Raw genomic sequence first — 24,868 nt, 5'->3', positions numbered from 1 at the left:
CGCCGTCTTACAGTTCGACGGCAATTTCCTCGTTCTCGAAGCACTCGATGACATCGCCAGCCTGAATATCGTTGTATTTGGCAAACGACATACCGCATTCATAGCCCTCACGGACTTCCTTGACTTCGTCCTTGAAGCGACGAAGCGTCGAAAGTTCGCCGGAATGAATAACGACGTTGTCGCGCAGCAGGCGAACGCCTGCGCCACGTTTGACGATACCCTCGGTGACCATACAACCGGCAATCTTGTTGCCAGAGATGGTGAAGATGTCGCGGATTTCTGCATATCCCAGGAACTTCTCGCGAACTTCCGGAGACAGCATGCCCGACAGCATCTTTTTGATGTCATCAGCAACATCGTAAATGATCGAGTAGTAACGAATATCAACGTTGTCGCGGCGTGACTGTTCACGGGCCTGCTGGTTTGCACGCACGTTAAAGCCAATGATCAGGGCATTGGATGCACGCGCCAGCGTCACGTCGGATTCGTTAATACCACCCACACCGCTATGCAGGACACGGACCGAGACTTCCTCGTTCCCGAGTTTCTGCAAGGTGCCGATAAGGGCTTCGACAGAACCCTGCACGTCACCCTTGATGACGATCGGGAGTTCTTTGACATCACCGCTCTGCGAGAACATGTTCTCAAGCGCGGATTTCTTCATCGCAGCGGCCTGGGTCTCACGAATGCGGCGCTGACGGAAGTCGGAAACTTCACGCGCCTTGGCTTCGTTTTCAACAACCACAAAGTCGTCACCGGCAGACGGCACACCGTTCAGACCGGTTACCTCGACTGGCATACCCGGAATGGCTTCTGCGACACGGTTGCCGTGATCGTCGATCAACGCACGGACGCGACCCCATTCCGGACCCGTGACAAAGATATCACCGGTGCGCAGCGTACCGCGCTGCACCAGAACGGTCGCGACCGGACCGCGGCCTTTTTCCATACGGGCTTCAACGACAACACCATCGGCAACACGTTCCGGGTTGGCTTTAAGGTCAAGCACCTCGGACTGCAGCAGAATGGCTTCTTCCAGTTCGGTCAGGCCGGTGCGCTGTTTGGCGGATACTTCAACCGCCTGAACATCACCGCCCATTTCCTCGACCACAACTTCATGCTGAAGAAGTTCGGTTTTCACCTTGCTCGGATTTGCGCCCGGCTTGTCGATCTTGTTGATAGCGACAATCATCGGAACGTCAGCTGCCTTGGCGTGGCTGATCGCCTCGATGGTTTGCGGCATGACCGAGTCATCGGCAGCAACCACCAGAACCACGATATCGGTAACCTTCGCACCGCGCGAACGCATTTCGGTAAACGCTGCGTGGCCCGGAGTATCGATGAAGGTGATCTTCGAACCGGTTGCCATGGTGACCTGATAGGCACCGATATGCTGGGTAATACCGCCAGCCTCGCCACCGGCAACGTCTGTTGCGCGCAGGGCATCAAGCAAAGAGGTTTTACCATGGTCAACGTGACCCATCACGGTCACGACCGGCGGACGGCCGATCAGTTGTTCTTCGTTGTCATCGGCAGCAACCAGTGCCTCTTCAACGTCAGCATCGGAAACACGGCGCATGTTATGGCCGAATTCCTCGACAACCAGCTGCGCGGTATCAGGATCAAGGCTCTGGTTGATGGTCGCCATGACCCCCATGCTCATCAGGGTCTTGATAACGTCTGCCGCACGTTCAGCCATACGGTTGGCCAGTTCCTGAACGGTAATAACGTCCGGGATAACCACATCACGCACGACTTTTTCCTTTGGTTTCTGCGGGCCTTGGGCACGCGCTTTTGCTTTGGCCTGCTGGCGCTTGATCGATGCCATGGAACGACGGCGACCACCTTCGTCACCGCTCATTGCATTATTGATCGAAAGCTTGCCACGACGGCGGCCATCGTCACCCTTGCCGCGCGCGGCGCGACCGGCTTCTTCTTCGGCACGCTTGCGTGCAGCCTGACGGGCATTTTCCTCGTCAATTTCCTTGCGGCTTTTGGACTTGGCATCTGCCGGGGCCGCACGGCGACGTTCTTCAGGCACCAGCGGTTCTGCCGGCTCACCCTGCATGACGTTTTCCTCAGCCTTCGGCTTGCCAGCCGGTTTCGGCTTGGAGGTCTTGCCTTTCGCGGTCGAAGCGGCAAGTTGCTTTTCGACTTCTTCCACAGACGGGGAGTCGTTTTCAGAAGCAGCCGGCTTTTCTTCTTCCTGCTTGGCCTCAGCAGCTGCCTTGGCTTCTTCTGCCTTGCGCGCTTCTTCCTCGGCCTTGCGCGCAGCTTCTTCGCGCGCACGAATTTCCGCATCCGCTTCTTCTTGCTTGCGGCGCTCTTCAGCAGCCTTCAAAGCAGCCATACGGGCAGCGCGCTCGCTATCGGTCAGATTGCCGTGATCATCAACGGTCTGACGCGATTTCGGCTCTTCTACCGGTTCCTTCTTGGCTTCCGGTGCCGGCTTTTCTGCCGCCGGTGCCTGCTCTTCAACAAGATCCTTCTTCACTTCACGGAAGCGACCGGATTCGTTTTTTTCGAATGTACGCTTCTTACGCACTTCGACGGTCACAGATTTTGACCGTCCATGCGAGAAGTTCTGACGAACCTGCCCAGCCTCGATCGTCTTGCTCAATTCAAGCTTCGATCTGTTGAGGCTCAGCGGTTTCTTCTCCTGTTCGCGATCACTCATAATCCGTCCAACTTCCTCATTTCCTGCGGGATCGGGCACATCTGCCGATCCTGTCCTGTCCGTCTGGCGCTTATCTGGTCACAGAGTCTGATCTCAGACAGCGCGAAATCCTTCAAGCCGCTTGCATGAACGACCCAACCGCGTGGCAAGGCCTCCTGGCGCAACGGCCACATGTACTGCTTTTTCGCGACCAAAAGCCGCGCCGATTTCAGCAGCATCCAGAACGGAATAAATCGGCAGATCCCGGGCCTTGGCCTCGATCTTGGATTTTCCGTCTGCGGCACCATCGCGTGCCGCCAATATCAAGGCTGCGCCCTCGGCAATCTGGGCACGGGCCTTTTCAAATCCTGCAACAGCCTGTCCGGCACGTCGCGCCAGCGACAACAGATCGATACATTTGCGCGTCAGCAATTCTTCGATCCGGTCTGCAAGTGCGGTGTCGACCACGACTTTTTGCCGGGCCGCCCGGGCAAAGGCGTTCTTTGCACAGGCGGTATTTATCACATCCCGCGACGGGCACAACCATAATCCCCGTCCCGGTAGCCGTTCCTCAAGGTCTGGCACCACCGAACCATCCGGCCCGATTACAACCCTGAGAAGATCTTCTTTGTTCCGGACTTCGCCGGTGACAATGCACCGGCGTTCCGGAACCTCGGCTACCTTGCCGCCTTTACGATGCGACATGGCATCCTCCGATCAGGCTTACGCCTCTTCGCCTTCGGCAGTTTCTTCGGTCTCTTCTTCAAGACCGTCGAACCAGCCAAGCTTGCGGCGGGCTTCCATGATCATGTCGTTGGCCTGATCCATGGTCATGGTATCAGCATCCCCGACATATTCGATCAGCTCGTCACTGGCGAGATCAGCAAAGTCTTCAAGGTTTTTGACATCGTTTTCGCCAAGGCGAACAACAACAGCAAGCGACAGACCCGGGAATTCTACCAGATCATCGGCAACCTTGAGCTCTTCACGACGCTTCTGAAGACGCTCTGCCTCTTCGGAAAGGAAGGTGCGTGCGCGGTTGCGCAACTCTTCAGCGATTTCTTCTTCGAACCCTTCGATCTCGGCCAGCTCTGCCAACGGCACATAACCGACTTCCTCGATCGAGGTGAAACCTTCGGCAACGAGGAGATGGGCGATCACTTCGTCAACATCAAGGGCCTTGATGAACATTTCCGCACGCTTGCGTGCTTCTTCCTGACGACGTTCGCTTTCGTCTTCCTCGGTGAGAATGTCGATATCCCAACCGGTCAGCTGGGATGCCAGGCGCACGTTCTGACCGCGACGGCCGATGGCGAGGCTGAGCTGATCGTCCGGAACGACAACTTCGATACGGTTGGTTTCTTCATCAATAACAACCTTGGTGACTTCGGCCGGGGCCAAAGCGTTCACAACAAAGGTCGCCGGGTCTTCGGACCACTGGATGATGTCGATTTTTTCACCCTGAAGTTCGGCAACAACGGCCTGTACGCGCGAACCGCGCATACCGACACAGGCACCGACCGGGTCAATCGAGTTGTCCGAGGACAGAACCGAGATTTTCGCGCGCGAACCCGGATCACGGGCAACCGACTTGATCTCGATGATGCCGTCGTAGATTTCCGGAACTTCCTGGGCAAACAGTTTTGCCATGAAGGTCGGGTGGGTACGCGACAGGAAGATCTGCGGACCACGCTGTTCACGACGAACATCAAGAATCAGGGCACGTACCCGGTCACCCTGACGCACGGTTTCGCGCGGGATCAGTTCTTCACGGCGCAGAATGGCTTCGGCGCGACCGATATCGACAAGAACATTGCCAAATTCGACACGCTTGACGACGCCGTTGATGACTTCGTCTGCACGGTCCTTGTATTCCTCGAACTGGCGTTCGCGCTCTGCGTCGCGCACTTTCTGCACGATGACCTGTTTTGCGGTCTGGGCAGCGATACGGCCAAAATCGATCGGCGGAAGCGGATCAACCAGGAATTCACCAAGATTGATGTTCTCGTCACGGATGCGTGCCTGCTCAAGCGACATCTGGGTGAAATCGTTTTCGATTTCATCAGTGACCTCGATGTAACGGGCGAGTTTGATTTCGCCGGTTTTACGGTCAATATGGGCACGAATGTCATGCTCATGGCCATATCTGGAACGACCGGCCTTTTGAATGGCCTGTTCCATCGCACCGAGAACCTCGTCACGATCAATGCCCTTTTCACGGGCAACGGCATCTGCGACCTGCAAAAGTTCCGGCCGCGGCATTCCCGAAGTTGCTTCCATATCCAACCTCTATTCTGCGTTTTCGTCAGTCCGGCGATTACCGGTGACGTGCGCGATCAATTCATCTGTCAGCACCAATTTCGCTTTTGCGATATCGGCCAACGGCAACAAGACACGTTCGCCATCCACAATCAGAGCGACCGCATTATCTTCAATCCCATCCAGCACACCGCTGAAACGGCGACGACCATTCACGGCCATCACCAGTTCGACCTTTGCCTCAAATCCCTTCCACACATCAAAATGTGCGGCGCGGGTCAGCGGGCGGTCGATACCCGGGGAACTGACTTCAAGGTGATAGGCACCCGAAATCGGATCCTCGACATCCATCAGGGCGGAAACTGTACGGCTGATCTCGGCGCAATCTTCGACATTGATGCTGCCTGTGGCGTCCGGTCGATCTGCCATGATCTGCAGGATATTGTGGTCCTGCCCGGTCATCGAAACCCGAACCAGCTCAAAGCCCAGCGCGTTGATTGACGGCTCGATAATCTCTACGATTTTCGCCATCAACGGGTCTTTTAACTGTTGTCCAATCAGCTCAGCCATAAAGCGATGCCATACCCCAAAAAGCACAAAAGAGCGGGCGCGGGGCCCACTCTTTGTCAGAATTTACAAAAAGCTTGGCGGCTTTATACAGCCGGTTTGCGCAGAAATCAAGTCAGGATACCGGCACACAACGCCATTCAACCCAAGGATTTCCGGGCATATCGGCAAACCGGGCAACCTCGCCGATCTGCGACCAGATACAGCAACGATATTCAATCAAACGGCCTTAAACGCGGCCACCCCCGCAAACGCTTGCAGTGCCTGCCTTTTGCAGTGTCCGGAACCCTGCCACAGGAGACTGTTTTCGGCACAGTTATCTGCCAGACCCGACAGAACGCCGATCTGGCCATTTTTCATCAAAGAATAAAGTCTGTGCCCGGCGACATGCTGCAAACGCAGCCCTGCCCTGATCCACCGTGATCCATCCAGACACGCAAGCACCATGGCACCATGCATCAGACGCAGCGACTCCCAACACAGGGTCGCCACCCGCCTGACCAAGCACGACTCAGGATTGGCGCGGCTTGCGACGGAATCGCAGATAGTTGCACTTTTTGCCCTGACGCAGTGCCTTTTGCTCATAACGGGTCCGCACCCAGTCGGACGGCGGCGTGCGCCAGTCATCGGGGCTCTCTGCCAGCCATTCGAAATCCGGATGGTTATGCATATGCTGCAAGGTCCAGGAAATATACTGCATGTCATCGCTGGCAACCCGGAACTCAGCACCGTCTTTCAGAAGACGTGCGAGCAACGCCAGATTTTTCGGACCGATAAAGCGACGCTCGGCATGGCGTTTCTTGGGCCACGGATCGGGAAACAGCAAAAAGGCCCGATCAAAACATGCATCCACCAGCTTATAAAGCAGCGGGCGCGAATCATCGGCAACGACGCGTACATTGGATAGTTTTCGCTCATCAAGATGGCGCAGCAGGCTGCCAACCCCGTCCATAAACGGTTCTGCACCGATAATTCCGACATCCGGGTTTGCTTCGGCCTGGCCGGCCAGATGCTCTCCACCGCCAAAACCGATTTCCAGCCAGAGCTGTTTGGGCTTTGCAGCAAAATAGCTGTTCGGGTCGACCCCGGCTTCATCCGGATAGGTGATGCCAATTTCAGGCAACATCGCATCCACAAGGGCCTTGCGAGAATCCTTGAGCGGACGGCTGCCGCGACGGCCATAGAAGTTTGGACGATCAGCGGTCGGGATCGGACGGTCTTTGTTGCGCATGGTCGTTTCTGTTAATCAGGGTCGGAATGAAGGTTCGGGTCGTCAGAAAATCAAAACGGGCGGCCCGGAAAACTCGGGCCGCCCGCCTCTTATCACGTCATGCGATTTTGGCAAATCGCACTTTTCAACGCGCTTTCTGCCAATCAGGCACCGAATGCCGATTTCAGTTCACCAACCAGATCGGTGCGCTCCCAGGAGAAGCCACCATCGTCGGTCGGCTGACGGCCAAAGTGACCATATGCAGAAGACGGCGTGTAGATCGGGCGGCACAGCGACAGATGTTCGCGGATACCACGCGGGCTGAGATCCATCAGCTGACGCAGAACGCCACCCAGCTTCAGCTCATCAACATTACCGGTGTCGTGGTTGTTGACATAAAGTGCCAGCGGCTTGGACACGCCAATCGCATAGGCCAGCTGAATGGTGCATTTTTCTGCAAGACCTGCTGCAACCACGTTTTTCGCAAGATAACGCGCAGCATAAGCCGCCGAACGGTCAACCTTGGTCGGGTCCTTGCCCGAGAACGCACCACCGCCATGCGGTGCAGCGCCACCATAGGTATCAACGATGATCTTACGGCCGGTAAGGCCGGCATCACCGTCAGGACCACCAATCACAAAACGACCCGTCGGGTTGATATAGATTTCATCAGCAGGCGGCATCCAACCTTCCGGAAGGGCCGCTTCGACATAGGGCAGAACCAGTTCGCGAACAGCGTCCTGAGTCAGGCCTTCGGCATGCTGGGTCGAAACAACCACAGAGGTCGCTGCAACCGGCTTGCCACCAGCATAGCGCAGGGTTACCTGGCTTTTGGCATCCGGGCCGAACTGCGGGGCTTTGCCCGAGTGACGGTCAGCTGCCATGGCACGCAGGATACGATGCGAAAACTGGATCGGTGCCGGCATCAGTTCATCGGTTTCGTTACATGCGTAACCAAACATGATCCCCTGGTCACCAGCGCCAAGGTCTTTTTCACCAGCAGAATCAACGCCCTGAGCAATATCAACAGACTGTTCATGCACATGGCAGTCGATCTGGGCCGTCTTCCAGTGGAAGCCTTCCTGCTCGTAGCCAATGTCACGGATTGCCTGACGGGCCTTTTCGATCATGACCTCGGTGGTCACGCTTTCAGGGCCACGAACTTCACCGGCCAGAACCACACGGTTGGTGGTTGCAAGCGTTTCAACGGCAACGCGCGAATCTTCATCCGCAGAAAGAAAGGCATCAACGATGGAATCGGAAATGCGGTCACACACTTTGTCCGGATGACCTTCCGAGACGGATTCACTGGTAAATAGATAATCGGAAAGAGACATATAAGACCTTCTCCGGTAATGGGTTTCCAAAACTGGACCGGAGGGCTCCCGATACAGGGCTGTATCGATAGCGCCCACTTAGCCTTTTTTTGTGTGGTGGCAAGCGGTCCAAATCCGTCCACATTGATCAGTTCTGGGTCGAACTGTCCTGTCGGTTGTGCCTTATCGCTATGTGAAGGTCAAGCATCATTGCCGCAAAACGGTAATCCGACAAACGCCTGACCAAGGGCAACTATACCGAACAGACAAAGGCGTGATTCACAATTTGCGAACCACGCCTTTCGACAAATATCTATCGGTCAAACCGATTATTTTTGATCGGAATCAGTGCTCTGCAATGCGCCCATTGATTTAACGAGCTCAAAAATTTTCTTGCGCTGGTTCGGATCGGTAATCCGGTAGTAGGCACGCACCAGTTCAAGCGTTTCACGACGGTTCATCGGATCGTTGTCGAACGGATCCGGGCTTTCAGACATTTCGCGACGTTCATGCACCGATTTCGAGGAAATCTCGTCAGGCATATCGTCGAAGAAGAATGATACAGGCACGTCAAGAACGCGTGACAGATCGTACAAACGCGACGCACCAACACGGTTGGCTCCCCGTTCATATTTCTGCACTTGCTGGAATGTCAGGCCAATCGCCTCACCCAGCTTTTCCTGACTCATACCAAGGAGTGTTCTGCGCAGGCGAACACGTGCGCCAACGTGAATATCCACAGGATTCGGGGCGCCGCTTGCGGTCCGGCCACGACCACGTCCACGTGTGTTCTTTACCATCGTACTTTCTTCCCTAGGCGACATTTAAGGTAGTTCCTTCTCTCACTCCGACCTACCCATCCGTGTTTTTGTGGGACAATTTCCGGACGGTTCGGCAATTTTGTCAGCCGTCTAGAGGGATTTTAATCGGCGTTTATATCCCATAGCGAGAACGGCGAAGAAGGTCACAATACCGTAAAATAGAAAGTCACGCCACAAATAATATACTGTTGTATGGTTTTTATCACTCAAAAGGGGGTGCAAAAGGGTAGCCCTCTCCCCTAAGGACAGGTTTGCAACCTTGCGCCCGTAGGAATCGAACACTACCGATACTCCCGTATAGGCCGCCCTGACTAACGGACGCCCTTCCTCAACAGTCCTGAATCGGGCTGCCGCCATATGTTGATATGGGCCTGCGCTGCGGCCAAACCACCCGTCATTGGTCACATTTAACAACCAGTCGGGCTGCTTGGCGTCATCAATAACCGCACCGGGGAAGATCACTTCGTAACAAATCAGCGGTGAAAAGCTCGGGATTCCGCTAACCGAAAGCGTTTGGGGGCCCGGTCCGGACGAAAAATCAGTCCGTCCTTCCGTCAACTTCGGGAAGGGCAAAATAGAACGGAACGGCACATATTCCCCGAACGGCACCAGATGAAACTTGTCAAAGCTGGCAACAATAGACCCGCTGGCATCAATGACCTGAATGGCGTTCCAAACTTTGTACGCATCGGTGTCGCGCGGATAGGTCCGCGGCGCCCCGGTGATCAGGATATCATCGGGCCCAAGCACTTCTGCCATTTCCATGCGCGCCTGCGTCTGGGTTTCGACAAAAAAGGTCGCAGCTGTTTCAGGCCAGATAACAATGCGCTTTTGATCGGGCCGCAGGTCTTCGGGGCGACGTGACATTTCCAGCAGCAAGGAAAAATGCTGGTTTTGCAGTTCAGGACGCCATTTGTCACGCTGAGGGATATTGGGCTGCACAATCTGCAAGATGGGCACATCTGCCGGCAGGTCGGATATTACAACATCCGATGTGTCAGGACCCGCCATCATCAGGCGTACCGCGCCGCCACCCCACAGTGCGACCGCAATCATCACACCGCCAATTGCCGCCAACTTACCGCGTTTCCCGGCAACAAAAGCTGCAGGCAAGGTTGCAAATAGTGCGGTAACAAAGGACAGACCATAGATCCCGACGACCGAGGCAAATTGCATCGGTGCGGCATCAATCGCCCAAACATGCCCCAAAAGGTTCCAGGGGAAACCGGTCAGCAAATGACCGCGTAAATACTCTACAATGGCCCAAAACACCGCGAGCAATATCGCACGCCGCACAAGACCATTGCCCAGACGCCAGCTTGCCCAGACCGCCAACATGGGGAAAATTGCAAGTCCGCCACCAAGCCCAAGCAGGGCAAACGGGATCATCCAGCCATAGATTTCGGGCTGCACCAGAAAGGCATGACTGACCCAGTAAAAGCCTGCCGCAAAATGGCCGGTGCCAAACCACCATCCGGCAGAAAGGGCGCCCTTGTTGCAGCGAACACCTTCAAGGCTCCAGAGCAGAACCGCGAAGCACACGGGCAGAACCGGAATCACAAAGAAGGGGGGCAGAGCCAAAACTGCCACTGCCCCGGACAACAACCAGACAAACCGCCTGCGCCAGCCTGAAAGACCGGCAAGTCGGCGCGCCATGGCTTCAATCATCCGTTTTTTCCTGCGTTTCTGCCGCCACGGCAGGGGTTTGGTCCTCATCGCGGCGTACCATATGGATCCGCAGGCGACGGATGCGCCGTGGATCGGCATCAAGGACTTCAAACTGAATGCCGCTGGGATGTTCGATCAACTCGCCGCGGGCCGGAACACGCCCGGCAAGCGAAAAGACAAGACCGCCAAGCGTGTCGATGTCTTCATCCTCGTCCTCGTCCAGCAAGCCAAAGGACAGCTTTTCTTCAAGGTCCTCGACCTCAAAGCGGGCATCGGCAATATAGCAACCGTCCGAAAGACGGATCAGTTTCGGTGTCTGGTCTATGTCATGTTCGTCATCGATTTCACCGACAATTTCCTCAACCAGATCCTCGATCGTGATCAGGCCGTCAATGCCGCCGAACTCATCAACCACCAGCGCCATATGCGTACGCGACAACCGCATTTCCGACAGCAGATCAAGCACCCGAATGGCGGGCGACACGAACAGCACGCGGCGCAGCAATGATTGCAGGCTGAATTCACGACCAGCCGCAACACAGCCCAGCACGTCCTTGATGTGCACCATGCCGGCAATGTCATCAAGCGTATCGCCATAAACCGGCAAACGTGAATGGGCCTTCTTGACCATCACCTCGACCAGTTCCTGCAATTCGATATTTTTTGGAACAGCCACAATATCGGCGCGCGGGATCATGACGTCTTCTGCCGTCATGTCACGCAGGGCAATAATGTTTTCAAAAAGGGAACGTTCGTGCAGCGAGACCGGCTCGTCGTCTTCCTCAGTCCGCTCGGCAAGTTCTTCGAGCGTATCAGAAAGCGATGCTTCGCCATTGCGTGACTTGCCACGCTTCAGCCCCAATGCAGAGGCCACATTGTCCCATAAGGAGCCATTTTCGGCGTCCTGAATTGTATCCTCGCCAGTGCGAGGGCGCATACTCTCGTGGTCGTCGTCGTGTTGACTAGAGTCGTTCATGGGTCGGTTTCGACATCCTTTTGTTCAAACAAACCGGTTAGTGGATCAGGGTCTAGTTGGGTTCATCTTCAATCGGCGCATAGGGATCATCAATCCCGAGACCGGCAAGAATTTGACGTTCAAGTTCTTCCATCTCTTCGGCTTCATCATCAACCATATGATCGTAGCCGACAAGATGTAGCGTGCCATGAACCGCAAGATGAACCAGATGATTTTTCAAGGTCTTTTGCTGGTCGATGGCTTCACGGGCACAGGTTTCGCGCGCAATCACGATATCGCCCAGCATCAGGGGCATATCAGGCGCCATCATAAAGGCCTCGGCATCCTCGGCACTTTCAAGGGCGGCAAAGGACAACACATTGGTCGGCTTGTCTTTTTCCCGGTAATCCCGGTTCAGCATCCGAACCGATGCATCATCAGAAAGCCGCACCCCAAGTTCGATCACTGGCGCAACAGACAAAAGCGACGCACCGTCACCTTCGTCTTGCGTACCATCCGTCGGAACCGCGTTATCATCCCAAAGGGCACCATCGCCAAGCGCACCATCAAGGGCGGCAATCACAGCAGCCTCGATCGCGGCGATTTCATCGCGTTGCCAATCACCCGCCTCGACTTCAAGCTCAAGATCAAGCGGTGCTGTCATCGTCCGCACCCTTGCCAATGCCATCCTTTTCGCCGCGATAGCCTTTTTTCAGGCGGTCACGCAGGGCATCGGCCGCGTCATAGGCCTGCACGATCTTGGTCACAAGGTGATGGCGCACAACGTCGCGCTGATCAAACTTGACCGTGGCAACGCCTTTGACATCACCAATGGTTTCAAGTGCATCACGCAACCCGGATTTGGTGCCATCGGGCAAATCAATCTGGGTCATGTCCCCCGTCACCACCATGCGCGACCCTTCACCCAGACGGGTCAGGAACATTTTCATCTGCATGGGCGTGGTGTTTTGGGCTTCATCAAGAATGACAAAGGCATGCGAAAGCGTCCGACCACGCATAAAGGCCAGCGGGGCAACTTCGATTTCGCCGCTTTCCATGCGTTTTATCACGACATCCCCCGGAAGCGTGTCATGCAACGCGTCATACAGCGGGCGCAGATACGGATCGACCTTGTCTTTCAGATCGCCCGGCAGGAACCCAAGGCGCTCGCCGGCCTCGACCGCGGGGCGCGACAGGATGATGCGATCCACCTGCCCCAGAATGAAGGCCTGTACGGCCATGGCAACTGCAAGATAGGTCTTGCCGGTACCGGCCGGGCCAATGCCAAAGATCAGTTCGTTATCAAGGATCGCCTCGACATAGTCTTTCTGGCGTTTGGAACGCGGCGAGATACGGCGCTTCTTGGTCTGGATGGTCAGGCGCGAACCGCCAAACATGTCCTTGGTCTGGCCGCTCCACGGATCGGCGTCGTCCGGTTCGGACAGGCGCACAGCACCATCAACCGTTTCGACATCGATATTATCTATTTCCTTATCACGCAGACGCGCATAAAGCTGGGAAAGCACCTTTTTGACCTGTGCGACCTTGGCCGGATCACCGGCCAGCATCACAACCAGCCCACGGCTTGAAACCTGAACCCCGGTACGCTCGGACAGGCGCGTCAGGTTCTCGGCCTGCGGGCCGTACAAAACCTGCGCAAGCGCATTGTCCTGAAACTCGATCTGATCGGAATCCTTGGGGGCATGTTTGGTCTTGGTGTTGGTCTTGCTTTTCGTGGGGGTGCCGCTCACGCAACGTTCCTTTCAGATTTCTGGTCGCTTTGGGTGGCGTCGACCAGTTCGCCGCCAAGGGAATTAGGCAGCGCCTCGGTGATTTTCAAGCGCACGATCTGTCCAAGTGCCGATTCCGGCAACCCGCTGACATGGACTGGCTGCATATAGGGGCTTTTGCCCACCAGCTGGCCTTCATACTTGCCGTGACGTTCCAGCAAAACATCCATTTCCTTACCGACACTGTTCTGGTTGAAGGTCAATTGCTGTTCGGCCAGCAGTGCCTGCAAACGCATGATCCGTTCGGTTTTGACCTTTTCAGGCACCTGCAATTCCATTGCCGATGCGGGGGTACCCGGGCGCGGACTGTATTTAAAGCTAAAGGCCTGAATGAACGTGATGTCGCGCACGATTTCCATGGTGTCTTCGAAATCCTTGTCCGATTCACCGGGGAATCCGACGATAAAGTCCGATGACAACGCAAGGTCCGGGCAGGCATCCTTCAGGCGTTTGGCAATGTCACGGTAATCCGCATTGGTATGCTTGCGGTTCATCGCCTGCAAAACACGGTCACCCCCGGCCTGTACCGGCAAATGCAGGAACGGCATCAGTTTCTTGATATCGCGATGGGCGGAAATCAGGTCCTCATCGACATCGCGCGGATGCGAGGTGGTGTAACGAATGCGATCCAGCCCGTCGATTTCAGCCAGCTCGCGCAACAACCGGCCAAGTGTCCATTCCCCGCCATTGGGGGCTTCGCCGTGATAGGCATTCACATTCTGCCCCAAAAGGGTCAGCTCACGCGTGCCCTGTGCGACAAGTTGCTTGGCTTCGCGAATAACATCCGCACCGGGGCGGGAATATTCCGCGCCGCGGGTATAGGGCACCACACAGAAAGTGCAGAACTTGTCGCAGCCTTCCTGAATGGCCAGAAATGCGGAATAGCCCTGTTTTGAAACCTGCTCTGGCAGATGATCAAACTTTTCCTCGGCCGGGAAATCGGTATCGACGATACGATTGCGGCCAACTGCGCGATTGGCGCGCGCAACCATTTCCGGCAGGCGATGATAGGTCTGCGGGCCAAACACCATGTCGACCATGGGTTCGCGCTTCATCAGTTCGGCACCTTCGGCCTGCGCAACACAACCCGCCACCGCAACGATCATCTTGTCGCCGCCACTGGCTTCCTTGGCTTCCTTGTGCTTGCGCACGCGCCCCAGATCCGAAAACACCTTTTCGGCGGCCTTTTCGCGAATATGGCAGGTATTAAGGATGACCATATCGGCCCCCTCGGCGCTGTCGACCGACTGGTAACCCAGTGGCGCCAGAACATCCTGCATGCGCTGACTGTCATAGACATTCATCTGACAGCCATAGGTTTTTACAAAAAGTTTCTTCGCTTCCGTCACGCCAGATCCGTTTCGCTTTTTCAAAACGCCGAAAAGCGGTGTGATCGCTCACACCGCGCCTGGGTTCCGTACAATCGGTGATTGGAACCCGTCGGACATCTCGTTATCTGAAAACCCGGTCAGGTGAAACCGAATTTCACATCAACCGGTGCATTATACGGCAAAACGATCAGGAGCCGAACTGTCGATCCGGGCCAAACAGTCGAAAATCTTCCGAAATGATCGCAAGCGGCGAACTGCCAATAAGCTCACCGGACAGATCGCTGTCAATCAACTGAACCGGCACACCCTGATGCAGGCCACGCAAAGCTGCCTGATGTCCCTGGGCAACGCGGGCTTCACACATCCGGGCAAGCTCCTTGCGTGATCCGGCTGCGTCTGCCAGCGTCACGGGCGGATGGACAACAATCTCCACCGTCACCTTGCCGAGCGCGAGAAACTGCCACAAATGCGGGGCCAAGTCCATATCCCCGTACCAGGAATAAAATGCCCGCAAATCGCGGCCAATCGGCGCCCCGTCAAGGCGGGTGGCGGCAATCGAAATCGGCTGGAAGCGCACCGGCGATCCATCGGGCATCACCCGTTCAGCCGACGCAAACAAAGTCGACTTGAACGGCAACACACGGTTGCCATCGTTGCTTGTGCCCTCCGGAAACAGGATCAGCTTGTCGCCATCACCCAAACGCTGGCTCAGTTGATCATTCTGTTCGCGGGACCGGACCGCACGGCGTTCGATAAAGGTGGTGCGCGAAAGTTTGGCAAGCAACCCAAAGACAGGCCAGTCAGCAACTTCGGTCTTGGCAATGAAACTGCCACGGGTCAAGGCACCGAGCACCGGGATATCAAGATAGGATGCGTGGTTGGCCACAATGACCCCCGGACCATCCATCATATCAACGCCCGAAACCCGGACCTCGATATGCAAAATGCGCAGACACAGGGCGTGATAGAAACGCGGCAATTCATCAGCCAGTTTCAATCTCGCGGCAATTGCGACCATCTGGACCGGCAACAACACCAGTGTCAGAAGCACATAAGCCATCAGGCGGATGGCAGCACACACATAGCAGTTCACGATACCCTCGCGGTGCGTTCGTAATGCTTGTAATAGCGATCCGTCACCTTTTCGGTCGGCAACACGATGAAGATGTCCGTGGTGTTGAACTGATGATCAATCACCGCCCCGTCGCCAACAAAACCGCCCAGCCGCAGATAGCCTTTGATAAGCGGTGGTAAGTCACGCAACGCCTGACGCTGATCGATGCCATCGATCTCGGCGCGCATCATCGGCTCGTAGCGATCAGCGATCGCACGCGGGCGCATGTCTTCAGGTGCAAGGTGATTGTGATGCAGATAGGTCAGAACATCCTTGAAGGCATCCGGGTCAGTCCCGTGAAAGGACGCACAGCCAAACATCAGTTTGATGTCGTATTTGAAAACGTATGCTGCGATCCCCTGCCACAGAAGCTGCAAGGTCGGCATGGTGCGGTATTCGGCCTCAACACAGGAACGGCCCAGTTCCATGATCTCGCCGGTTTCCTTTACCGCATTAAGCATGATTTCGATGTGGTACTCGTCCGCGCTGTAAAAGCCGCCATGTTCGTTGGCAACCGACTGGCGCAGCAAACGATAGGTCCCGACCACCGCATCAGCACCGGCACCACGAGTATGGTCAAGAACAAGAAGATGGTCGCAGAGCGGATCGTAGTGATCGAAATCGCGCTTTTCGGCGGCCATTTCGTCGCTTGGTATGGCGCCGCGTTCTTCATAGAACACTTTGTAGCGAAGCTTCTGGCTGGCGAGAATTTCATCCTGATTCTCGGCGAGTCGCACCTCAAGCCGCTGAAGCTTTTTTTCGTCACGCATGACAACACCCTTTCGTTCAACTGCACGGATTTTGCGCAAGAATTGGGTGAAGAGCGAGTGAAGGCTTTGTGAAGAACAGGTAACAGATATATGAAGGCCACTTGCCTGTTTCAGCAAGTGGCCTTGAAAACCTTAAGTCCAGCGTTCGGTTGAAGGGCAGATTTACTTGCCGTCTTTCAAAGGAACACCATAAAGCTCAAGACGATGACCAACCAGACGGAAGCCCAGCTCGTTGGCAATCTCTTCCTGAAGCTTTTCGATTTTTTCGTTCGAAAACTCGATCACGTCACCCGAACGCATGTCGATCAGGTGATCATGATGTTCTTCGGTCAGTTCCTCGTAACGGGCGCGACCATCACCGAAATCGTGTTTTTCAAGGATGTCGGCCTCTTCAAACAGGCGGACGGTGCGATATACGGTCGCAATCGAAATCTTCGGATCAATATCGGTCGCCCGACGATAAACCAGTTCGACGTCCGGGTGGTCTTCGGACTCAGAGAGCACACGGGCAATCACCCGGCGTTGGCCCGTCATTTTCAGGCCCGCGTCGATGCATTTCTGCTCGATAGTTGATTCTGCAAGCATTGTCTTGTTTCTCGTTTCCGTTTCCGGTTCCACCTGTCCCCAGCCGAGACGTATCTCAGGCGTCGATCTCTTGTGGCTAAATATTGAAAAATCCGCCACATATCGCAAGGTCGAATTCGCGATATATTCCGCTTCATGCAAATCGCCGGTTTCAATCACCCGCAATCACAATCATATCGGCATTCCAGTGCCCACTTGCCACCTGCGATGAAGGACGCTACTTCAAAGTCACGCATCAAGACAGGAGACCGCATGGCCACCGCGACCCCGGACCAGAAAATAGACATCACCACGGACGTCTGCCCGATGACGTTTGTACGTACCCGCCTCAAACTTGAAACCATGACACCGGGTCAGGTTCTTGAAGTAACACTTGGCGCTGGTGAACCGTTAAAAAACGTTCCGCGCTCGGTAACCGAGATGGGCGACGAAGTCATCGAACTGGTCGAAATCGCTGATACACCCGGAACCTACAGGCTTACAATCCGCAAGGGCTCGTGAAACTGCCGGTTCCAATGCAGGCTTACACTACAACAGGTTGGCGCTCAAAACCACACTATTTATGTGGATATAGCCGATTAAAATCGCTCCAAATTGCCTAAGACCATGTTGGGAAACCAAACTTCTTGTCGTGGTTTGCTCTGCACATCCATGTTGCGGAAAATCTTCTAGAGCAAACGTTCAAGAACCAGTGCGTCAATTTTGTCGCCGCCCTGGCGTGCATAATACCCCTTGCGGCGCCCCACCTCGGCAAAACCGTGTTGCTGATAAAGCGCAATCGCTGCGTCGTTATCCACGGCCACTTCCAGCAAAATGCGGTTAACATCTGCCTGTTGCAGACGTTCCTCGACAGCCTTAAGCAAGGCGCGACCAACACCCATGCGCCGCGCATCCGGGGCAACCGTGATGGTATTGATTTCGGCTTCATCCAGAACAGCCTGTACCAGAACAAAGCCAAGCGGTTGGTCTTCAGCGTTTTTAGAAGTATCGCCGGGGCGATAGGCCAGAATGCCAAAGGCACCGGGCACATCGAGAAGCCGGATGATGGCATCCGAATCCCAAGCATCGTCAAACCCCTTGGCATGCAACGCACTGGCCACCGATGCAAAGGCTGCGGTGAGTGGCACCACCTCAATGTTCGGGGCGTCGCTATCGGAGCTGCCATCGCTGGGATTGGGCGGGGTCATTTCTTTTTCTTCGGTCCCTGATCTTCGATGCGCCGCGCATCTGGCGCACGCAGGTAAAGCGGCACCGGGGCCAGGTTTTCACCACTTTCCCAACGCTCTGCCGCAATCCGTGCCACATTTCCCGCCCGCGGGAGACCCGGCGCGGTACAATCATAAAAGGCATCGGGGGCATGGGCCGCCGCCGTCAAAAGCCGCGGGGTCGCATCGCCGGCAAGCAACGTGTCCCCCGGGGGTGCCATCATAAGGGCTTGGCGCGGCGCCACACATTCTGCGGCGCTAAGCGGGCGTTTTTTGCCATCAAAGGCCTGTGCAAAAATCTCATTTCGTTTGCTATCAAGCGCAACAAGGATATTGCGCCCCTGCTGGTCACGCTCGGACACACCATAGACGACTGCTTCAAGCGAACTGACACCAACTACCGGGATCTTGCGTGCCAAACCAAGGGCACGCGCGGTCGAAAGACCAATGCGCATACCGGTAAACGCGCCCGGTCCGACGGTTACGGCGATGCCATCAAGATCGGCAAAATCGACTTTTGCCAGCTCAAGGCTTTTGGCAATAAAGCCCATCAGATGTTCTGCCTGACCGCGTTCCATGTCCTCATAAAGCTCGCCCTTGACTTCGCCATCAATCAAAACAGCGGTCGACAGCGACGTTGAGGCGGTATCAATCGCCAAAATCGTCGGTCCGGACTTTTCCGTCTTTGCGGATGCGGTTTGCGATGCGTTAAGGTCTGCGCTATCTGATGAGCGCGACTGTCCAGTCAGCATCTTCTTTATGTAATCGGTGAACGACAAGAACAGGGGGCCTCCGGCGATGGCGCTGGTCGAAATTACGCCACAAGAATATGATGTCGAAATTGATATCGTCTATGCCACGGATCGCAATTTCACCGGGGCACCGATTTATACACGACCTGCGTGCTATCTTCATGCGGATGCGGCCAAATGCCTCAAAAAGGCCTCTGCCATGGCACGTCGTCAGGGGGTGAAACTTCGCATTCTGGATGCGTTTCGGCCCCAGGAAGCGCAACGCGCGCTGTGGAACCATTCACCCAACCCCGATTTCGTCGCCAACCCCGATTTCGGATCGCCACATGGTCGTGGTGTGGCCATTGATCTAACCCTGATTGATCAAAACGGCAAGGAACTGGATATGGGGGCAGGGTTTGATGAAATGCATATCCGGTCCTATCACGGATCGGATTTGATCTCCAAACAGGCCGAAGCCAACCGTTTTTTGCTGCTCGGCATCATGGTCAGTTCAGGGTTCGAATATTACGATCACGAATGGTGGCACTATCAGTTGCCCAACGCACGCAGCAAATATCCCGTCTTTTCTGACACTGCTCTTGCCAAACCACTGATGGCGAAATAACCAGCCGCGCCTCAAACACCGTACTGGTGCGACCAACCGATATTAGCCATTCGTGTTTGATTTCTGTTGTTCGGGGTTGTCGGCATTTTCCTGATCACCATCGCCGACCCAGCGCACCAGAAGTGTCTCGATCGGCTTAAGCGCGATCAGGACAATAAATGTCAGGACAGTCGCGATTACGACGATGTGCCACGCCGCAAGGGCACAGGCAATACCAAGGGCGGCGGTAATCCAAACGGTCGCCGCCGTGGTCAGGCCGGAAACCGACATGCTTTGCGGCTGGCGCAGGATCACGCCCGCGCCGATAAAGCCGATACCGGTCAGAACACCTTGCAAAATCCCCTGAACAACGCGCGAAAGCGCATCTGGATAATCAATCAGATCCTGGAAATGGACCGCCACGACCGACACCACTGCCGCACCAAGTGACACAAGGGCAAGGGTGCGCATGCCGGTCGGCTTGCCATTCACGTCGCGGTTCAGCCCGATCAACATGCCAATGACCGTCGCAGCAACCAGCCGTGCGATCATGTCGATCACGCCAATATCGAAATATTTTTCCGCCGTCGCAAAATAGGGAAGGTCGGTCAACATGTCCGGGCCTGTCTGGTTTCAGGAACCCCTAAAACGTTGGTCCGGCAGCACTTGTTCCCGTTTTACGTTTAATCCTTAGATAAACAGCATCTCGCCGTTTTGCTTGGCGTCATTAAGAAACGTCACAACACCGCCGGTCTCAATCGACAGGTCATCACGTTTTGCCTCGTTCTCAAGACCAAGGGCGCGCAGGCCCATCTCGCAGACCATAAACTTGGCATTCAGGCTGACGCACGCCGAAAGCAATTCTTCAAAGCTGCCAATTCCGCGCGTCGAATAGCTGAGATCAATCGAGGTCGCCGTTGCCCCGTCAACCTCGGTGCGCAGATGACGCCAACCCGACGGCGCAAACAGCGCCCGGCTGGCATCCATGGTGAAGAACAAGGTCACGTCACGGCCAGATGCAAGTGCCGCAGACGCCATTACGAGTGCGTAATGAACCTTCTCATAGGTCCCGGAAAACACCACCAGGGAGAGCTTTTTGGGCGTATCAGACTCAGTGCTCATGAATAGACAGGTCCTTGATTGTGGCGTTATCTGAACAGGTCGGGCAACCCGGATCGCGCGGCACCTTGATCTTGCGGAAAGATGCCGAAAGCGCATCCATAATCAAAAGATGCCCCGACAAGCTATCACCGATGCCCATGAGTTCCTTGAGCACCTCTGTCGCCTGAACACCACCGACCATGCCCACAACCGATCCCAAAACACCACCCTGCGCACAGGACGGAATGGCGTCTTCGGGTGGTGGCGCATGATAAATGCAGCGATAACAGGGATGTGGCGCCCCCAGATGGGCCTTGAAGGTTGAAACCTGCCCGTCAAAGCGAAGGGCAGCCCCGGAAACCAGCGTTTTGCCGGCCAGATAGCAGGCATCGTTGAGTAAAAAGCGCGTATCGAAATTATCCGACCCGTCGGCAATTACATCATAATCGGCAATCAGATCCATGACGTTTGATGCATCAAGTCGGGTGTTATGGGCGTGCACGGTGACTTCGGGGTTCATATCGGTCATGGTCGCCTTGGCACTGTCGACCTTGGGCGTTCCGATATCCTTCATGCCATGTGCGATCTGGCGTTGCAGATTGGAAAGTTCGACCGTGTCGGCATCAACGATCCCGATCGTGCCAACCCCGGCTGCCGCCAGATACATGGCAAGCGGCGAGCCAAGCCCACCGGCGCCCACGATCAGAACCCGACCGCGCTTAAGTTTCATCTGCCCCGTGCCGCCAACTTCCCGAAGGACAATGTGGCGGGCATAACGTTGCACTTCATTTTCGCTGAATTCGAAATCACTCACGCGGTCAAATTATCCTGTCAGGCCGGATTAAAAGTCGGTTGTTTCTGGATATAGCCTGCTGGTGATATCGCTCAAGGAAAAGATTTGGTTTTGCATGGAATTATCAGGGTCGTCAGCCAGATGATCAGGCATCAAATGCGACTGCCCGAACCCATCTGAACCGATCATATTCCAGTCGGTAACATCCGGGTGGAAAAAGCCTGACTCGCGATAAGCCTGTTCAATCCGGCCGATCCGCTCAAGCTCGACAATCCCCTGATCAAGTGCGACCAACAGGTCCTGACTGTAAGGTGTGGCGCGTGTGACGGCAAAATGGCGACTGCCATCAAGGGCAATCTTATAGTCCGGAATGGGCAATAAGCGGTTCCCATTGACCACCAGTTCCATCTCCGGGCCGGGTTGAAACGGGGCCAACAGAAAATCGGCACGGCCCTCGGCAACGAACTGGACCATCAATTCCCACGATGGCACATGAATAAGATCGACAGGGTGAAGCTTGGCCAACGCTTGCCAATCGGGGATCCAGTGACGATTGGACGCAGCGCGCAGCAAACGAATACCCCTGAGGTTCTTGACCTTCAACCGATTTGGGTTGTCCGCAAGCATGTAAAAACCTGCCTCAAACCGGCCTTCGGGAATAAGCGCCGTTGAAGATGCAATGCGATCCGCCTTGTGCTCAATATCACGAAGCCAGGTCGATGAACCGGTGATGTCAGCTTCGCCATTGGCAAGCATATGCATCATACGGGCATAGTTTCCCCCGGGCAGCAGCTCGAACGCACCAAGCCAGCCACCACGGCGCAATGCCTGCTGAAGCAAGACAACCTCGACAACGTCGCGACGGCTATGTTTGCCGTCAAACACCTCAATCTCAAGCGGATCACGCCCATCAACGAACCGCTTGTAATCAACCAGCACATCGTCGGCGACAAGGATGCGCAGATTGTGTTTTCCATGGTCTGCACTGGATGTTTTGATTCCGAAACAAAAAAGAATAATCACTGACAGCGCGATGCAAAGCCAATTCACACCGCCGGTTTCACGGTCTATTTGTCGCGCACATGCCATGGACTACTCCCTTCTGCCTCTATCACATTGGGACCATAGCGCCCGACATCCAGAGGCAAGCAGGCGATGCGTACGAAAAAAGGCCCGGTCGAAACCGGGCCCTTGATCATGAACTCGACTGGATGGCGCTTACTGCAGACCTTCAAACAGCGGGGTCGACAGATACCGCTCGGCAAAGCTCGGCACGATCACCACGATGCGCTTGCCTTCGTTCTCTGGCTTTTGACCAAGCTCGATACCTGCCGCGACCGCAGCACCCGAAGAAATGCCGGTCGGCAGACCTTCGATGCTGGCCAGCTTGCGTGCGGTGGCAAAGGCCGTTTCATTGCCGATGGTCATCACGGTGTCGATCACATCGGTATTCAGGTTGCCCGGAATGAACCCGGCGCCAATGCCCTGAATTTTGTGCGGGCCCGGTGCGCCACCGGAAATAACCGGGCTGTCTTCCGGTTCGACCGCAACGATCTGGATGTTCGGGTTGTGCTTTTTCAGCACCTCACCAACACCGGTCAGGGTCCCGCCGGTACCAACACCGGAAACAAAGATATCTACCTTGCCAGCGGTATCCTTGATGATTTCCTCGGCCGTGGTGTTACGGTGAATTTCCGGGTTGGCCGGGTTGTCAAACTGCTGAAGCATGACGGCACCGTCAATTTCGGAAACCAGTTCCTCGGCACGGGCAACCGCACCCTTCATGCCCTTGGCCGCGGGGGTCAGATCAATCTGCGCGCCCAGAAGCATCAGCATCTTGCGACGTTCCAGCGACATGCTTTCCGGCATGGTCAGGATCAGCTTGTATCCCTTTGCCGCTGCGACGAAGGCCAGCGCAATACCGGTATTGCCCGAGGTCGGCTCCACCAGGGTTGCACCCGGCTTAAGCTTGCCCGATTTCTCGGCATTTTCGATCATCGCAAGCCCGATGCGGTCCTTGACCGAGGCCAGCGGGTTAAAGAATTCAAGCTTGCCGATCAGGTCGGCTTTGACACCTTCGGCCTCTGCCAGGCGCGAAAGACGTACCAGCGGCGTTGCGCCAATGGTGTCGATGATGCTGTCGTAAATCTTGCCGCGAAACTCAGTCATGTTTTCCTCGCACGTTTCTGTATTTTTGCCATCAAGCACATGTTTCACATGTATTTATCTCGCTATTCATCCAGGTCAAATGGATAGAAGAAATTTTTACATGCCCGGTGCCCGGCATCGTTCCATAGACTTGTAGTTTTATCCTCAATAGCAGCAGTTTCTTGTTGAATGACGATACACCAAACCGCTGCACCCCGATAAGATCAAATGATGAAATCGGGGGACTCTTCAATCCCGCTGCGCAGACCCGCATCACGCGCGCGATTGCACAGGTCTTCGACCGTGATCTTTTCAAGCTGCTTCATCATTTCGTCCTGCAATTCCCGCCACAGCGGACGGACGACTTCCTTGCCCAATGGCGATCCTGCCGGATCCTCGATCGGGTCATCGGATGTTTCCATCGACCGGATCACCGACACAATATCGGCCAGCGTAATGCGACGGCGTTCACGCGCCAGACGATAGCCCCCGCGCGGGCCACGCACGCCGACCAGTATGTCTGCGCGCACCAATTGCTGCAGGGTCTGTTCAAGATAGCGTTTCGGAATGCCCTGACGCGCAGTGATATCCCGGCTCTGGACCGGTTCACCCGCCGCGTTGTAGGCAATATCCACGACCGCCTCGATCGCAAACAGCATCTTCTTAGAAAGCTTTAGCATCTTTTCACTCAACTCCCCTTGCGGTTCTGCCATCCCCCCAGACGACACAACCAGATAGCGTCAAACCTGATTGACCAGCACTGTTTCACCGGCCTATCTGGCCGGGCTTGCTGTTCCGGTCGAACCGAAACCACCCGCACCGCGCGCAGTTTCATTCAACTCTTCTACGGCGTTCCACTGCACTTGCGTCACCGGTGCGACGACCAGCTGGGCAATGCGCATGCCGCGCTCGATTTCAAAGGCTTCGTCACCATGATTGATCAGGATGACTTTGATCTCGCCGCGATAATCGGCGTCAATCGTGCCCGGACTGTTCAGAACCGTAACCCCGTTTTTCGCCGCAAGGCCCGATCTGGGGCGGACCTGTGCTTCAAACCCGGCGGGCAGGGCAATCGCAATGCCGGTTTCAACCATGGCACGCTTGCCCGGTTCCAGAACCAGCGTCCCGTCAATTGCGGCCTGCAAATCAACGGCTGCCGACTGCGCGGTTGCGTATTCCGGCAATGGCAAATCTGCCCCGTGGGGAAGCTTTTTTAAATCAACGCTTAAAAGCGACATCCT

The 24,868-nt window shown here is 55.5% G+C and carries 26 protein-coding genes; 2 read left to right on the top strand and 24 right to left on the bottom strand.

Annotated features, from left to right (window positions below; translation table 11 throughout):
- Positions 1 to 7: 7 nt before the first annotated feature.
- The 15 genes from infB to AUQ43_RS15740 form a co-directional block, all read right to left on the bottom strand.
- Positions 8 to 2,677 carry a translation initiation factor IF-2 gene (infB, locus tag AUQ43_RS15815; RefSeq protein ID WP_062957141.1) on the bottom strand — a complete coding sequence of 890 codons (2,670 nt, stop codon included), beginning with the start codon at positions 2,675 to 2,677 and terminating at the stop codon, positions 8 to 10.
- 93 nt (positions 2,678 to 2,770) lie between these two features.
- Positions 2,771 to 3,361, bottom strand: coding sequence for an RNA-binding protein (locus AUQ43_RS15810; protein WP_062957140.1), 591 nt, complete (start codon positions 3,359 to 3,361; stop codon positions 2,771 to 2,773).
- Positions 3,362 to 3,379: 18 nt separating this feature from the next.
- Positions 3,380 to 4,936, bottom strand: coding sequence for a transcription termination factor NusA (gene nusA, locus AUQ43_RS15805; RefSeq protein WP_062957139.1), 1,557 nt, complete (start codon positions 4,934 to 4,936; stop codon positions 3,380 to 3,382).
- Between the two features lie 9 nt (positions 4,937 to 4,945).
- Positions 4,946 to 5,485 (bottom strand): ribosome maturation factor RimP, encoded by a 540-nt coding sequence (gene rimP, locus AUQ43_RS15800; RefSeq protein WP_232310699.1) that lies wholly within the window; start codon positions 5,483 to 5,485, stop codon positions 4,946 to 4,948.
- 508 nt (positions 5,486 to 5,993) lie between these two features.
- The gene (locus AUQ43_RS15790) at positions 5,994 to 6,713 is read right to left on the bottom strand and encodes a tRNA (guanosine(46)-N(7))-methyltransferase TrmB (protein ID WP_062957137.1); all 720 of its coding nucleotides are present in this window, start codon (positions 6,711 to 6,713) and stop codon (positions 5,994 to 5,996) included.
- A 143-nt stretch (positions 6,714 to 6,856) separates the two neighbouring features.
- A complete protein-coding gene (gene metK, locus AUQ43_RS15785) occupies positions 6,857 to 8,029 on the bottom strand; it encodes a methionine adenosyltransferase (RefSeq protein ID WP_062957136.1) in 1,173 nt (390 codons plus the stop codon).
- A gap of 308 nt (positions 8,030 to 8,337) precedes the next feature.
- Positions 8,338 to 8,808, bottom strand: a complete 471-nt coding sequence (locus AUQ43_RS15780) for a helix-turn-helix domain-containing protein (RefSeq protein ID WP_062957135.1) — start codon at positions 8,806 to 8,808, stop codon at positions 8,338 to 8,340.
- A gap of 111 nt (positions 8,809 to 8,919) precedes the next feature.
- Positions 8,920 to 10,497, bottom strand: coding sequence for an apolipoprotein N-acyltransferase (lnt, locus tag AUQ43_RS15775; protein ID WP_062957134.1), 1,578 nt, complete (start codon positions 10,495 to 10,497; stop codon positions 8,920 to 8,922).
- A complete protein-coding gene (locus AUQ43_RS15770; protein ID WP_062957133.1) occupies positions 10,490 to 11,434 on the bottom strand; it encodes a hemolysin family protein in 945 nt (314 codons plus the stop codon). Before AUQ43_RS15770 ends, lnt begins: the two co-directional genes overlap by 8 nt.
- A gap of 91 nt (positions 11,435 to 11,525) precedes the next feature.
- Positions 11,526 to 12,116, bottom strand: coding sequence for an rRNA maturation RNase YbeY (gene ybeY / locus AUQ43_RS15765; RefSeq protein ID WP_062957132.1), 591 nt, complete (start codon positions 12,114 to 12,116; stop codon positions 11,526 to 11,528).
- Positions 12,100 to 13,203, bottom strand: coding sequence for a PhoH family protein (locus AUQ43_RS15760; protein WP_084272123.1), 1,104 nt, complete (start codon positions 13,201 to 13,203; stop codon positions 12,100 to 12,102). Before AUQ43_RS15760 ends, ybeY begins: the two co-directional genes overlap by 17 nt.
- On the bottom strand, positions 13,200 to 14,591 hold the full coding sequence (gene miaB, locus AUQ43_RS15755; RefSeq protein WP_084272122.1) for a tRNA (N6-isopentenyl adenosine(37)-C2)-methylthiotransferase MiaB: 1,392 nt from the start codon (positions 14,589 to 14,591) through the stop codon (positions 13,200 to 13,202). The genes AUQ43_RS15760 and miaB overlap by 4 nt, the downstream gene beginning before the upstream one ends.
- A 169-nt stretch (positions 14,592 to 14,760) precedes the next feature.
- Complete coding sequence (locus tag AUQ43_RS15750; protein WP_062957131.1) at positions 14,761 to 15,666, bottom strand: 1-acyl-sn-glycerol-3-phosphate acyltransferase; 906 nt, start codon at positions 15,664 to 15,666, stop codon at positions 14,761 to 14,763.
- The gene (locus AUQ43_RS15745) at positions 15,663 to 16,457 is read right to left on the bottom strand and encodes a GNAT family N-acetyltransferase (RefSeq protein ID WP_062957370.1); all 795 of its coding nucleotides are present in this window, start codon (positions 16,455 to 16,457) and stop codon (positions 15,663 to 15,665) included. The genes AUQ43_RS15750 and AUQ43_RS15745 overlap by 4 nt, the downstream gene beginning before the upstream one ends.
- Positions 16,458 to 16,619: 162 nt before the next feature.
- A complete protein-coding gene (locus AUQ43_RS15740; RefSeq protein ID WP_062957369.1) occupies positions 16,620 to 17,042 on the bottom strand; it encodes a Fur family transcriptional regulator in 423 nt (140 codons plus the stop codon).
- A 252-nt stretch (positions 17,043 to 17,294) separates the two neighbouring features.
- Between AUQ43_RS15740 and AUQ43_RS15735 the strand changes: the two genes are divergently transcribed.
- Positions 17,295 to 17,543, top strand: a complete 249-nt coding sequence (locus AUQ43_RS15735) for a sulfurtransferase TusA family protein (RefSeq protein ID WP_062957130.1) — start codon at positions 17,295 to 17,297, stop codon at positions 17,541 to 17,543.
- 167 nt (positions 17,544 to 17,710) lie between these two features.
- Here AUQ43_RS15735 and rimI read toward each other — a convergent pair whose 3' ends face one another.
- Positions 17,711 to 18,229 carry a ribosomal protein S18-alanine N-acetyltransferase gene (rimI, locus tag AUQ43_RS15730; RefSeq protein ID WP_062957129.1) on the bottom strand — a complete coding sequence of 173 codons (519 nt, stop codon included), beginning with the start codon at positions 18,227 to 18,229 and terminating at the stop codon, positions 17,711 to 17,713.
- Complete coding sequence (gene tsaB / locus AUQ43_RS15725) at positions 18,226 to 19,026, bottom strand: tRNA (adenosine(37)-N6)-threonylcarbamoyltransferase complex dimerization subunit type 1 TsaB (RefSeq protein WP_062957128.1); 801 nt, start codon at positions 19,024 to 19,026, stop codon at positions 18,226 to 18,228. The genes rimI and tsaB overlap by 4 nt, the downstream gene beginning before the upstream one ends.
- 19 nt (positions 19,027 to 19,045) lie before the next feature.
- Between tsaB and ddpX the strand changes: the two genes are divergently transcribed.
- On the top strand, positions 19,046 to 19,606 hold the full coding sequence (ddpX, locus tag AUQ43_RS15720) for a D-alanyl-D-alanine dipeptidase (RefSeq protein WP_062957127.1): 561 nt from the start codon (positions 19,046 to 19,048) through the stop codon (positions 19,604 to 19,606).
- Positions 19,607 to 19,648: 42 nt separating this feature from the next.
- Here the strand turns inward: ddpX and AUQ43_RS15715 are convergent, their stop codons facing one another.
- From AUQ43_RS15715 to dut, 7 genes are all read right to left on the bottom strand, one after another.
- Positions 19,649 to 20,200 carry an MgtC/SapB family protein gene (locus AUQ43_RS15715; RefSeq protein ID WP_062957126.1) on the bottom strand — a complete coding sequence of 184 codons (552 nt, stop codon included), beginning with the start codon at positions 20,198 to 20,200 and terminating at the stop codon, positions 19,649 to 19,651.
- A 75-nt stretch (positions 20,201 to 20,275) separates the two neighbouring features.
- A complete protein-coding gene (locus tag AUQ43_RS15710) occupies positions 20,276 to 20,707 on the bottom strand; it encodes a DsrE/DsrF/DrsH-like family protein (RefSeq protein WP_062957125.1) in 432 nt (143 codons plus the stop codon).
- Complete coding sequence (locus tag AUQ43_RS15705) at positions 20,697 to 21,500, bottom strand: molybdopterin-synthase adenylyltransferase MoeB (RefSeq protein WP_062957124.1); 804 nt, start codon at positions 21,498 to 21,500, stop codon at positions 20,697 to 20,699. Before AUQ43_RS15705 ends, AUQ43_RS15710 begins: the two co-directional genes overlap by 11 nt.
- Positions 21,501 to 21,527: 27 nt before the next feature.
- Positions 21,528 to 22,568: a hypothetical protein gene (locus AUQ43_RS15700; protein WP_062957123.1), complete on the bottom strand. Its 1,041-nt coding sequence runs from the start codon at positions 22,566 to 22,568 to the stop codon at positions 21,528 to 21,530.
- A 129-nt stretch (positions 22,569 to 22,697) separates the two neighbouring features.
- Complete coding sequence (gene cysK, locus AUQ43_RS15695; protein WP_062957368.1) at positions 22,698 to 23,648, bottom strand: cysteine synthase A; 951 nt, start codon at positions 23,646 to 23,648, stop codon at positions 22,698 to 22,700.
- Between the two features lie 203 nt (positions 23,649 to 23,851).
- Positions 23,852 to 24,307 carry an Rrf2 family transcriptional regulator gene (locus AUQ43_RS15690; RefSeq protein ID WP_008888834.1) on the bottom strand — a complete coding sequence of 152 codons (456 nt, stop codon included), beginning with the start codon at positions 24,305 to 24,307 and terminating at the stop codon, positions 23,852 to 23,854.
- A gap of 93 nt (positions 24,308 to 24,400) precedes the next feature.
- Positions 24,401 to 24,865 carry a dUTP diphosphatase gene (dut, locus tag AUQ43_RS15685; protein WP_062957122.1) on the bottom strand — a complete coding sequence of 155 codons (465 nt, stop codon included), beginning with the start codon at positions 24,863 to 24,865 and terminating at the stop codon, positions 24,401 to 24,403.
- Positions 24,866 to 24,868 lie beyond the last annotated feature (3 nt).

The sequence above is a fragment of the Thalassospira sp. MCCC 1A01148 genome, assembly GCF_001613795.1.
GTDB lineage: Bacteria > Pseudomonadota > Alphaproteobacteria > Rhodospirillales > Thalassospiraceae > Thalassospira.
The sequence above is the reverse complement of the archived record's forward strand: the minus strand, read 5'-3'. Positions and strand labels throughout refer to the sequence as shown.